This window comes from Mangrovihabitans endophyticus, from assembly GCF_014646155.1.
GTDB classification, from domain to species: Bacteria; Actinomycetota; Actinomycetes; order Mycobacteriales; family Micromonosporaceae; genus Actinoplanes; species Actinoplanes endophyticus.
The window spans coordinates 123717-134403 of sequence record NZ_BMMX01000013.1 but is presented as its reverse complement, the minus strand read 5'-3'; the positions used below and the strand labels follow the sequence as shown (position 1 = coordinate 134403).

Sequence of the window (10687 nt, the reverse complement as noted above, 5' to 3'; positions counted from 1 at the left end):
CGCCGGAGCCGCCTTCTTCGCCGGAGCCGCCTTCTTCGCCGGAGCCGCCTTCTTCGCCGGAGCCGCCTTCTTCGCCGGAGCCGCCTTCTTCGCCGGCCCGGCTGCGGCCGTCGTCTTCTTCGCCGGTGCCCTCGTAGCGGGAGTCCGGGCCGCCGACGCGTTCTTGGTGGGGGCGCTTTTCGCGGGGGCGCTCTTGGCAGCCGTCCGCTTGGCCGGACCGGTTCGCTTGGTGGTGGTGGCTCGTTTGGCCGGCGCGGCCGCGGTCGGCGAGGCATTCCGGCGCGTGGGCGCCACGGCCCGGCCTCCGCCGCTCGCGGGGGCGGCCGAGTCACGGGTCTTCCCGGGCGAGCCACCGCCACGCGCCGGGGTTCCCTCGGAACGATTCGTCGCCTTTGCCATAACATAGGCCAGACTGCCATGATGAGCCGCTCGGGACAGGCGATTCGCGACCTACGGGGCAGAGTGTGCGCTGGTCACAGCGCCGGTCCGGTCAGCTCTCCGCCGTTGAGACGAGGCCACGCATACGGGCGGCAGCCGCGCAACGTCAGCGTCTGCTGCACCATCACGGGGGCCGGGCCACCCCGCTTCGGGCACCCCTCGTGGTGATGGCCGAGTTCGTGCCCCACCTCGTGGTTGATCACGTATTCCCGGTACCGCGCGAGCGGCGTACCGGCCGCCACGTACGGCTTGGCGGAGAGCCGCCATCGGTCGAGGTTGATGATCGCCTTGCCGGTGACCCGGCACGAGGTGTAGGGCCGACCGCCGACCGTGACGTTGACGCCGCCGTTGCGGCACATCCGGCCGGCGGTGTCCCGGGTGGCCAGGAATACGGTGAAATCGTGGTCGTCGTCGCGACCCACACGCTGCAGCCGCAGGTCACCGCCGCCGACCCAACTGCGCGGATCGCCGAGCACGGCGTCCACCACGCCGGCGAAGGCGTCCAGGTCCTCGCCGCTGCCGTTCTCCACGGCCACTTGGTATCGGCGTAACCTGCCCGCCGTGCCGCGGATCCCGGTGCCCGCGGCGGCGTACCGGAAATTTCCGGCGCCGTGCGAGGGAACCGGGCCGACCAGCGCGGGCAGGCTCTCGGCCAGGAGCGGCTCCGGTGACGGGGGCTCGGATGAGGAGGACGACGGGGCTGCCGGAGAAGGAGGAGCGGCAGGCGACGAGGCAGCGGAGGGCGACGCACCGGGGGCGGCCGAGGGCGCGGCGGACGCCGACGTGGCAGACGGGCGCTGGCCGAAGACCGCGCCCGCGACGAGCACGAGCACCGCACCGGCCAGCGGCAGCGCCCATCGGTGCCACCGGCCGTGACGCACCACGGCGGAGGTGACAGCCGCCATGCCGCCGGTGTCGATCATCGACGGTAACGATGCCATACACGGCGGTCACTGTCGGCACGTACCTGCGGATGTCGATGCCGCGCGCGGTCAGCCCACCGTCGCGCGTACGTCGTCGAGCATCCCGACGATCGCCCGCGCCACCAGCCGGGGCACTTCCATCTGCGCCACGTGACCGACGCCCGGCAGGATCAGCAGCCGGCTGTCCGGGATGCGCGCGGCGACCTGCGGTGGCACACGGGTGTCGATGAGCCGGTCGTTCAGCCCGCCGATGACCAGCGTCGGCGCGGTGATCCGCCCGGCGATCCGCCACTGCGAGTTGGCGCCCGGCAGGTAGGCGCGGATGAACGTGGAGACCAGCCCACGCAGGGTGCTCAGGTACGCCTGCGGATAGTGGTCGACGGTGTACCGGAGTTTGATCTCCTCAATTGCCTCCGCCCGGCGCTGTGCGCTCACTCGCGACGTGTCACCGAAGCACGCGACGAGCACCTGCTCGGCCATCTCCTCGACGCTCAGGCGACCCATCTGCCAGGCCAGCAACCGATCCGCGCGGGGCAGCGCGAGCAGCGGCACCACCGGGCCCTGGGCGGTGCGCCGCAGGTCGAGGAACGGCATGGCCGGCGAAATCAGGGTGAGAGTGCGGACCAGATCGGGGCGCACGGCCGCCGCCCGCACCGCGATGGCGCCGCCGAGCGAATTGCCGATCAGATGCACCGCGCCCCGTCCCGAATGCTCCAGGCAGGCGATGAGGGTGTCGGCGAAGGCCCGGACCGAGTAGCTGCGGGCGGGATCGCTGTAGCCGAAGCCGGGCAGGTCCACCGCCAGGGCGTCGAGATGGCCGGCGAGCAGTCCGGCCACATCGGTGAAGTTCTGCGAGGAGCCGCCCAGCCCGTGCACGTAGACGGCCGGTTCGGCGTTCGGCGAGGTGGCCGGGGTGTCGCGGACCTGCAGCATGGCACCGCCCACCACGATCTGCCGGGCCGGCCACGGTTGGGGGGCACCCGCGTGGGGCAGCGCTTCGTCGGCCGCGAGCCGCGCGCCCTTCATCAGGACAGGAGAGCCTCAAGACGCCGGTTGACCGCGGCGAGGGTGGCACGCACCGCGGCCTGCCGGTCGTCGCCGTCCACCACGGCGGAGCCCGACAACTGCTCGGCCCAGGTGCCGCAGGACAGCAGCAACACCACGACCGCCACGCGCGTGGTGCCGAAGGGCACCACGGTGGCCTGCTCGACGAAGCACCGCGCCGGGCCGTCCTCGTGCTCGGAGGTGGCCAGCAACTCGTCCAGTGCCCGGGTGGTGGCGAAGGCGCACAGCCGCAGGAGGTAGCCGTCGACCGCCGGACCGGTCGCCTCGCCGACGGCCTCATGCCGCCCGGCGGCCAGTCGCACCTCTACGTTCGCCTCCGGACCGTACGTGGTGATCTGCACGTTCTCGATCACCACTCGCGGACCGGGCTGATCGCCAACGTCGAGCGGCCGGGGGGCGACGGATTCCTCGCCGACGGTCTCAGCGGTGCCGTGCACCATGTCCTGGGGCGCCGGCGGTTCGGCGACCGGCGGGGCGCCCACCGTGCGCTGCCGGGTCTCGGTGGACCCCGCGGGTGACATCGGAAAGCGAGGCTCCGGCGCCGGGCTCTCCTCCAGCGTCCCGGGGCGGCCGTAAGCCCCGGACGCGGGCGGTGCGGATGGTTCCGGACGCAACGCCGGCTCCGGAGGCCGTTCCCGCGCCGGTGGCTGCGGCGACGGTGGCTGTTGCGGCTGCGGCTGCGGTCGTGCGGGAACCCGGGCGGAACCCGACGGGGCGGGGCGGGACGGTTCCGGCTGGGCCGGGACCAGGCCGGGCGCCGGTGGCGAACTGGCCGCCGACGACGAGCCGGCCAGCGACGGCAAGCCGGCGGCAGGCGGCGGCAACGGTGCCGACGGCATGCCCTCGGCACCCTTCATCGCGGCGTCCAGTCCCATCCGGTCCTGCAGCAGCCGCGCGACCTGCCGACTCACCTCGGCCGGGTCGGCGCCCTCGGACAGGTCCAGGCGCAGGCTGTGCGCACCCGCCGGGGTGGCCCGCAGGGAGGCATCCCGGACGCCGTCGACCTCGCGCACCGCGGCCAGGATGGCGTTGACGTCAAAGCCTTCCTCGCGGTCCTGCGCCGGAAAGACGTCCCCACGGCGCAGGTGCGTGGCGATCCGCGCCAGCTCGGGCGTCTCGGCGGGCGGCTCGCTGGCCGACGGCTCCGGCACGGCCGGCACGTCCGGCTGGGCGGGGACGCGCTGGGGAAGCGCCCTCGCCCCGGCACCTCCGGACGGCCCGGCCTGCGGGGCCGGTGTGCCGTACGTGGCGCCGGGCTCCTCGAAGCGGCCACGGCGCAGCGACCGCAGCGCGTCATATCCCTCCGGACCGCGCGGCGGGGCCAGCCCGGAACCGGACTGATCCGCCTCACCGCCGACGTGCGGGAAACCCTCCGGCGGGGTGCCGGGCTCCAGCGCATGACGAGCGGACTCGGCGGTGTTCCAGTCGCCGCGCTCGCTCGCCGCCGGGCGCATCACCGACGGCGACCCGGGCCCGAACGATGCCGACGGACGCTCCAGCGGCACGGCCGCACGCTGATGCGCGGCGCCGCGCGGCGCCTCGTCGAGATCACCCTCGTAGGGGTACGGCGGTGCGCTGTCGGGCGTCGGCACGGCGTCCACTCCGCGGAGCATTCCCCGCCTTTCGTCGTCGGCCCCCGGGGACGGAGGCGGTGTGTGGGGAGAACGAGCGGCCGAGGGGAACGATTCGCCTCCGGACGGCCGGCCCGGCCCGGCGAACGGCCGCATCTCCCGCATCTCGTAGACCGCGCCGGACGGGCGCCCCGGCTCCCATCGGGGCGGATCGGAGCGGGCCGGGTCCGGTGCCGGCGATTGGCCGTCGGAGGCGTCGGCGTCCGGCTGCGCGCCGTCGCCGAACCCGCGACCGGGCCGCCGGTCGTCGCCGAACGGGGGCCGGGAACTCTGCCCGAAGGAGGGACGACCGCCGTCCCCGTACGGTGGACGACCCCCCGCCCCGGTCCGCTCCTCGTCGCGGTGTTGATCGTCGCGGTGTTGATCGTCATAACGCTGGTCCTGGGGCGTGCCGTACGGCCGGGGCTCCGATGCCTGCCATCGCCACGGGGAACCATCGCCCTGCATGTCGAACGCGGTGCTCGTGTTCGACCACGGGCCGTCTGACATGGCCCAGCCGTTCACGTGCGGGCGATCACGCGCGTCGGCTCCGGGACCGCCATCCGCAGCCCCGGTTTCACCGGAATGCCCTGTTTCATCCACCGCGCGCTCCTCGCTCACCACCGCTGAGGCTACCGTGTGGTTCCGGTAGCGATAAGTTGCAGCGTCACGACAATTGCCCACCCCGTTTGGGATCCACGGCTGACCGGGCAATCCGGGCAGAGCGAAGTCTGGGAGGGATCGACATGGCCGCTGCGTCCAGCGACGCACAGACCGCGCGCCCCACACGTCTGCCGCGCTCCGCACGCCGTAAGCAACTGTTGGCCGCGGCTCAGCAGATTTTCGTCGCACAGGGGTATCACGCGGCCGCGATGGACGACATCGCCGAGCGGGCCGGCGTCTCCAAGCCCGTGCTCTACCAGCACTTCCCCGGCAAGCTGGAACTCTATCTGGCGCTGCTGGACACGCACTGCGATGCGATCATCGCCAAGGTCCGCAGCGCCATGCTCGCCACCCAGGACAACAGGGAGCGAGTACGCGGCGCGGTCCGCGCGTACTTCGACTTCGTCGATCATGAGAGCGAGGCGTTCCGGCTGGTCTTCGAGTCGGACCTGCGCAACGACCCGTCCGTGCGGCAGCGGGTGGAACGTGTCGAGCAGGGCTGCATCGCGGCGGTCACCGACACCATCATCTCGGACACCGGGCTGAGCCAGGCCAGCGCCGAGCTGCTCGCCTCCGGCCTGGTGGGCGCCGCCGGGCAGTCCGCGCAGTACTGGCTGGCCGCCGGGCGACAGACCTCCAAGGACGAGGCGGAGGGCCTGGTCGCGGCCCTGATCTGGCGCGGCATCGCGAGCTTCCCCTTACAGGGCGGGTCTTCAGCCGGAACGCCGCCCGAAATCGGCTAGCCTTCATAGGCGGAAGACATTGGAGAGGGAGGACCCCGTGGAGGTCAAGATCGGCGTGCAGTACGCGCCGCGTGAGCTGACGCTCGAGAGCGCCCAGACCCCGGCGGAGGTCGAGCAGGTCGTGACCGAGGCCCTGGCCAAGGACAGCGTTCTGTCGCTCACGGACGAGAAGGGCCGCAAGGTCATCGTGCCGGTCGCCAAATTGGCGTACGTGGAGATCGCGGAGAGCTCCAACCGGCCGTTCGGTTTCACCAGCCGCTGACAACGGCGGCCGCAGCGAGGGATTCGCCAGGGGCGCTCCCGTCGATCGACGGGAGCGCCCCTGGCTTGCGTTTCGACCCGGGTAGGCGACCTCGTCATCAGGTAGAGTGGCCAGGAAACGTCGCCGGCGACGTCGAGATGATCCCGACGGCGGGGCACCCCGGTGGGATGTCCCGTCCCGCAATGATCACCATCTCGCCGCGGCGATGTGCGTGCGGCCCGCGAGTGGTTTCTCGCGTGTGGCCCGCTCTACCCATACCGCGCCCAGGACTTCGACGGGCGCACCACGAGAGGCACCCGTAGAACTTCATGACCGACAGAGAAAACACCGAAGAACACGAAACCGCCCTGGTACCCGCCCTGCACCGCGCCCCCGTCCACTCCGACAGCCCGACCTTCGCCGAGCTCGGCGTCCGGGCGGAGACCGTGGAGGCCCTTGCCGCAGCCGGGATAACCAGGGCTTTCGCGATCCAGGAGTACGCCCTCCCGATCGCGTTGCGCGGCACCGACCTGATCGGTCAGGCACCCACCGGCACCGGCAAGACGCTGGGCTTCGGGCTGCCCCTGCTGGAGAGCGTGACCTCCCCGGCCGAGGGCGCCGACGGCAGGCCGCAGGCCCTGGTCGTGGTGCCGACCCGGGAGCTGGGCCTGCAGGTCGCCCGTGACCTGGCCGCGGCCGGCATCACCCGCGGCGTGCGCGTGCTGCCGATCTATGGTGGCGTCGCCTATGAGCCGCAGGTGGAAGCCCTGAAAAAGGGCGTGGAGATCCTCGTCGGCACGCCGGGGCGGCTCCTCGACCTGGCGAAGCAGAAGCAGCTCAAGCTCGGCGGGATCAAGGCCCTCGTGCTGGACGAGGCCGACCGCATGCTCGACCTGGGCTTCCTGGACGACGTGGAGAAGATCCTGGCGATGCTGCCCGAGCAGCGTCAGACCATGCTGTTCTCGGCGACCATGCCGGATCCGATCGTCGCGCTGTCCCGCCGGTTCCTGCACCACCCGGTCACCATCCACGCCGGCCACACCGCCGACACCGGCCCGTCGCCGCTGACCAAGCAGGTGGTCTACCGCACCCACCCGCTGAACAAGCTGGAGATGGTGGCCCGCATCCTGCAGGCTCGCGAGCGCGGTCTCACGATGATCTTCGTACGCACCAAGCGAGCCGCCGACCGCGTCGCGGAGGACCTGGACTTCCGGGGGTTCGCCGTCGCCGCCGTGCACGGCGACCTGGGGCAGGGAGCTCGGGAGCGGGCTCTGCGCGCCTTCCGCACCGGCAAGATCGACGTGCTGGTCGCCACCGACGTCGCGGCCCGCGGGCTGGACGTCTCCGGCGTCACCCACGTGATCAACTACGACTGTCCGGAGGATCCGGACACCTACACGCACCGCATCGGACGCACCGGCCGGGCCGGCGCCACCGGCGTCGCCGTCACGTTCGTGGACTGGGAAGACATGCCCCGATGGGCGCTCATCGACAAGTCGATGAACCTGAACATGCCGCAACCGCCGGAGACCTACCACACCTCCGACGCGCTCTACGCCGACTTGGAGATCCCCCACGACGTGTCCGGCACGCTGCCCACCGCGGGCCGCACCCGGGCCGGCCTGTCCGCCGAGGTCGAGGAGGATCTCGGCGGGGGACGCCGCCGAGGGCGCCGGCCCGGCCGCGGGCGGCGCGACGAGCCCGCCGTCGCCGATGACGCCCCCGCCGAGCGCAGCCCTCGCCGGCGTCGTCGGCGCCGCGCGGGCGAGACCGTCACCGGTGACCCGGCCGGCACCGACCGGGCCACCCGGACCGGCACCCAGGAGAGCACCGGCAGCATCGAGCCCGGCGACGGCCCCGCAGCGACCCGTCCGGCAACCGGCGCGGCGGACGACGGAACGGACAGCGGGGAACCGCGGCGACCCCGGCGACGCCGCCGCGGCGGGCGCGGTCGTGGCGGCGACACGGGCGGCAGCGGACCCACCGACGGCGGGGACCAGCCCGGCGGTGAGATGAGCGGCGGTTCCGAGGCGGGCGTCGGCACCACCGCCTGAACCGTCCGGTGAACCTTTTCCACCCGGCGTCGGGCCCGACCTGCGCCGGGCCGTTGACCTGCGCCGGGAGCAGCCGCCCTGGCCGCGTGGAAAGGGTTCAGTCGTGCGGCGGCACGCCCAACGCGGCGCAGGCCTCGTGATAGATGCGGACCACCGCCACGCGGATCTGGGCCCGGTCGGTCAGCCGCTCGGCGAACGGGATGCGCACCGGCACCTCCACGCCGTCCACCGCGGCGGCGAACTCGATGCCGTCGGCGTCCATCCCCGACATCCGGGCGGCGGTGGCCTCCGGGACGCCGCCGAGGCCGCGCACGATGGTGACGTTGTCGCCCGCGTGATCGTCGTTCATGTGCCGGGCGACCTGGGCCACCACCTCGGGCTCGAACACGTCACTCATTCCCAGCGCTCCCGCAACTCGTCCAAGACATCGATGGTGAGACGGTAGGCGACGGCCACCTCGTCGAGAAACGTGTCCTGTTCGGCACCGCCCCACGGCGCCGCGTCGAGCAGGCGGCGGTAGCCGGCCCGGAACGCCGCCGGGTCGACCCCGTCGAAGACGAAGAACCGGTGCCCGTCGCCGTCCAGTCCGTACGCGCGGGCGATGACCGGCCCGAGGTACTGCCCGCCGGAAAGATCACCCATGTAGCGGGTGTAGTGGTGCGCCACGAAGGACGGCGGGTGCACGGCCGCCACCTCGTGCAGGCGTCGCCGGTAGGCCAGGGTGGCGGGCAACGCGGCGAGCCGCCGATGCCACCGCCTCCCGGCCAGGAAGTGCAGGTCGGCGGTGAGCGCGGGCACGCGGGTGAGTTCGGCGGCCACGAACCGGCCGGCGACCGGATCCGCCGCCATCCTCGCCGCGGCCTGTTCCAGCGCCCGGTAGATGTGCCAGTGCTGGGCGGCCAGGTCCGTGTACGCCGCGCGGGGTAACCGGCCGGCCGCCAGGGCGTCCAGGAAGCCGCTGCGCTGGGCGGCGTCGTGGTCGGTGCGGGTGTCCGCACGTACCCGTGCCGACAGCGGCGAATCGGCCGTCAGCGCCATCGCGCGGCACCCCCTTCCCCGCCGAGTCAGGCTTCCCGCCGAGTCAGCGAAGCTACCCGATGGCGAACGCAGCGAAACGGGACGGGGATGATCCGCCGACGATCGGCCCGCGGAGCAGAATGGTGGCATGCCGGAACCGCTCGACACCGCCCTCGCGCAGGTGCGCGACCTTCTGCTCGCCCCGGACCTGCGGCGCGCCGTCGCGGCCGGGCGGCAGCGCGGCGCCGCCCCCTCGATGGGACGGGCCGAGGTGCGGCCGGTGGCGGTGAAGGGCGGCACCCGGCTGCAGATCGTGACCGATGACGGGTCCCGGCCGTACACCCGCAACGTCGCGTACGGCGCCGAGGCCGCGCGGGCGGTGGACGCGCTGCTGACCGAGCCGTTCGGCAACTGGCACGTGCAGACCACGGCGCTCACCATGCAGGTGCGGGTCACCAAGAAGGGGGACGCGCAGGTGCACCGGTCGGCGGCGGACGGCCACCTGGTGGCGGACGGCCCGGCGCCCGGCCACGACAGGGTCAAGCAGTGGCTGCTCGATCCGGGCGATCCGTTGTTCACGGTTCTCGGCGGCACCGCCGCCAAACGCCGGCAGGTGGACGCCTTCCTGCGCGCGCTGGCGGCCACGCTGCCCGGGGACCCGCAGCACCTGCCGTCGCCGCTGCACGTGGTCGATCTCGGGTGCGGGAACGCGTACCTGACCTTCGCCGCGTACCGCTATCTGCGCGATCGTGGCATCAAGGCGCGGGTCGTCGGCGTGGACGTGCGCGCGGACCAGCGCGCCCGCAACGCCGACATCGCGCGGCGGCTCGGATGCGCCGACGAGGTGACATTCGTGGCCGGCAGCATCGACGACGCCGTGGTGGACCCGACGCCGGAACTGGTGCTCGCCCTGCACGCCTGCGACACCGCTACGGACCAGGCGCTGGCCCGTGCCGTGCGGTGGGGCGCACGCTGGGTGCTGGCCGCGCCGTGCTGCCACCACGACATCGCGGCGCAGCTCAAACGGGGGTCGGCACCCGAGGCGTACGGCGAGATGACCCGGCATGCGATCCTGCGGGAACGCTTCGCGGACGTGCTGACCGACACGCTGCGCGCCAGCCTGCTGCGACAGCACGGGTACCGGGTGGACGTGGTGGAGTTCACCGACTCGGCGCACACGCCGCGCAACCTGTTGCTGCGGGCCCGGCACACCGGTCAGCGCGGCGACCCGGCCGACTACGACGCCCTCACCACGGCGTGGGGCGTGACGCCGGCGCTGGCTCTGATGATCGCACCGGCCACCACCGCCGCCCCACCCGCAGCGGGAGACCCGACGGCGGAAAACCCCCGGGCGGATCAGACGCCGGCGACCTCGTAGCCGGCCTCGTCGACCGCGGCGCGGATCTCGTCGTCGGACAGTGGTGCGTCGCTTTGCACGGTGACCGTGCCGCTGCCCAGGTCGACCTGCACGTCGCGCACTCCGGCGAGGCCGGAGATCTCGCTTGTCACCGCCCGCACGCAGTGCTCGCAGGTCATCCCGGTGACGTGGTAGGTGCTGGTCATCGCCATGGTTCCTCGTTTCGTGACGTCGGTAGGTGTCAGGAGCGGATCAGCCGGGCGACCGCGTCGGAGGCTTCCTTGACCTTCTCGGTGGGGTCGCCTGCCCGGGCGGCGTCGACGACGCAGTGGGCCAGGTGGTCCTCCAGCAGCCCGACGGCGACCGCCTGCAAGGCGCTCTTGGCCGCGGAGATCTGCGTCAGCACGTCGATGCAATAGGTGTCCTCATCGACCATGCGTTGCAGCCCTCGGATCTGCCCCTCGATCCGGCGCAGTCGGCCGAGCAGAGCCTGCTTGTTGCCCGCATAGCCGTGCGGGCCGGGGTGGGCCTCGTGGTGGGACGGAGCGTCGGTGGACATGCCATCGACAATACCCC

At 72.8% G+C, this 10687-nt stretch carries 11 protein-coding genes and 1 pseudogene; 5 read left to right on the top strand and 7 right to left on the bottom strand.

Translation table 11 applies throughout. The features are described 5' to 3' along the window. A pseudogene (locus tag IEY73_RS16580) lies at positions 1-406 on the top strand (hypothetical protein); the annotation flags it as partial. A 67-nt stretch (positions 407-473) separates the two neighbouring features. On the opposite strand, the gene IEY73_RS16575 reads toward IEY73_RS16580, so the two are convergent. The 3 genes from IEY73_RS16575 to IEY73_RS16565 form a co-directional block, all read right to left on the bottom strand. Continuing rightward, on the bottom strand, positions 474-1361 hold the full coding sequence (locus IEY73_RS16575; protein WP_189080106.1) for a DUF3152 domain-containing protein: 888 nt from the start codon (positions 1359-1361) through the stop codon (positions 474-476). A 69-nt stretch (positions 1362-1430) separates the two neighbouring features. Further along, on the bottom strand, positions 1431-2387 hold the full coding sequence (locus IEY73_RS16570; RefSeq protein ID WP_189080105.1) for an alpha/beta fold hydrolase: 957 nt from the start codon (positions 2385-2387) through the stop codon (positions 1431-1433). Then, positions 2387-4546, bottom strand: coding sequence for a Daple (locus IEY73_RS16565; RefSeq protein ID WP_189080104.1), 2160 nt, complete (start codon positions 4544-4546; stop codon positions 2387-2389). The genes IEY73_RS16570 and IEY73_RS16565 overlap by 1 nt, the downstream gene beginning before the upstream one ends. Before the next feature lie 236 nt (positions 4547-4782). Here IEY73_RS16565 and IEY73_RS16560 point away from each other — a divergent pair, with 236 nt between their 5' ends. The 3 genes from IEY73_RS16560 (at position 4783) to IEY73_RS16550 (ending at position 7737) form a co-directional block, all read left to right on the top strand. Then, on the top strand, positions 4783-5442 hold the full coding sequence (locus IEY73_RS16560; protein WP_189080103.1) for a TetR/AcrR family transcriptional regulator: 660 nt from the start codon (positions 4783-4785) through the stop codon (positions 5440-5442). 37 nt (positions 5443-5479) lie between these two features. After that, positions 5480-5704, top strand: coding sequence for a DUF3107 domain-containing protein (locus IEY73_RS16555; RefSeq protein WP_189080102.1), 225 nt, complete (start codon positions 5480-5482; stop codon positions 5702-5704). A 308-nt stretch (positions 5705-6012) separates the two neighbouring features. Further along, positions 6013-7737: a DEAD/DEAH box helicase gene (locus IEY73_RS16550; RefSeq protein WP_189080101.1), complete on the top strand. Its 1725-nt coding sequence runs from the start codon at positions 6013-6015 to the stop codon at positions 7735-7737. Between the two features lie 97 nt (positions 7738-7834). On the opposite strand, the gene IEY73_RS16545 is transcribed toward IEY73_RS16550, so the two are convergent. Next, positions 7835-8134 carry a DUF2470 domain-containing protein gene (locus IEY73_RS16545; protein ID WP_189080100.1) on the bottom strand — a complete coding sequence of 100 codons (300 nt, stop codon included), beginning with the start codon at positions 8132-8134 and terminating at the stop codon, positions 7835-7837. Next, on the bottom strand, positions 8131-8775 hold the full coding sequence (locus IEY73_RS16540) for a biliverdin-producing heme oxygenase (RefSeq protein ID WP_189080099.1): 645 nt from the start codon (positions 8773-8775) through the stop codon (positions 8131-8133). Before IEY73_RS16540 ends, IEY73_RS16545 begins: the two co-directional genes overlap by 4 nt. A 127-nt stretch (positions 8776-8902) precedes the next feature. Here IEY73_RS16540 and IEY73_RS16535 point away from each other — a divergent pair, with 127 nt between their 5' ends. Beyond that, positions 8903-10132 (top strand): class I SAM-dependent methyltransferase, encoded by a 1230-nt coding sequence (locus IEY73_RS16535; RefSeq protein WP_189080098.1) that lies wholly within the window; start codon positions 8903-8905, stop codon positions 10130-10132. On the opposite strand, the gene IEY73_RS16530 is transcribed toward IEY73_RS16535, so the two are convergent. Both IEY73_RS16530 and IEY73_RS16525 read right to left on the bottom strand, forming a co-directional pair. Beyond that, the gene (locus IEY73_RS16530; RefSeq protein WP_189080097.1) at positions 10111-10323 is read right to left on the bottom strand and encodes a heavy-metal-associated domain-containing protein; all 213 of its coding nucleotides are present in this window, start codon (positions 10321-10323) and stop codon (positions 10111-10113) included. The two genes, IEY73_RS16535 and IEY73_RS16530, sit on opposite strands and share 22 nt — an antisense overlap. 29 nt (positions 10324-10352) lie before the next feature. Then, complete coding sequence (locus IEY73_RS16525; protein WP_229715882.1) at positions 10353-10670, bottom strand: metal-sensitive transcriptional regulator; 318 nt, start codon at positions 10668-10670, stop codon at positions 10353-10355. Between the last annotated feature and the right edge of the window lie 17 nt (positions 10671-10687).

What these genes read in the sequence shown, in the direction of transcription:
- IEY73_RS16575 (WP_189080106.1), bottom strand. Translation starts at nt 1,361, where the DNA reads ATGATCGACACCGGCGGCATGGCGGCTGTCACCTCCGCCGTGGTGCGT.
- IEY73_RS16570 (WP_189080105.1), bottom strand. Translation starts at nt 2,387, where the DNA reads ATGAAGGGCGCGCGGCTCGCGGCCGACGAAGCGCTGCCCCACGCGGGT.
- IEY73_RS16565 (WP_189080104.1), bottom strand. Translation starts at nt 4,546, where the DNA reads ATGTCAGACGGCCCGTGGTCGAACACGAGCACCGCGTTCGACATGCAG.
- IEY73_RS16560 (WP_189080103.1), top strand. Translation starts at nt 4,783, where the DNA reads ATGGCCGCTGCGTCCAGCGACGCACAGACCGCGCGCCCCACACGTCTG.
- IEY73_RS16550 (WP_189080101.1), top strand. Translation starts at nt 6,013, where the DNA reads ATGACCGACAGAGAAAACACCGAAGAACACGAAACCGCCCTGGTACCC.
- IEY73_RS16545 (WP_189080100.1), bottom strand. Translation starts at nt 8,134, where the DNA reads ATGAGTGACGTGTTCGAGCCCGAGGTGGTGGCCCAGGTCGCCCGGCAC.
- IEY73_RS16540 (WP_189080099.1), bottom strand. Translation starts at nt 8,775, where the DNA reads ATGGCGCTGACGGCCGATTCGCCGCTGTCGGCACGGGTACGTGCGGAC.
- IEY73_RS16535 (WP_189080098.1), top strand. Translation starts at nt 8,903, where the DNA reads ATGCCGGAACCGCTCGACACCGCCCTCGCGCAGGTGCGCGACCTTCTG.
- IEY73_RS16530 (WP_189080097.1), bottom strand. Translation starts at nt 10,323, where the DNA reads ATGGCGATGACCAGCACCTACCACGTCACCGGGATGACCTGCGAGCAC.
- IEY73_RS16525 (WP_229715882.1), bottom strand. Translation starts at nt 10,670, where the DNA reads ATGTCCACCGACGCTCCGTCCCACCACGAGGCCCACCCCGGCCCGCAC.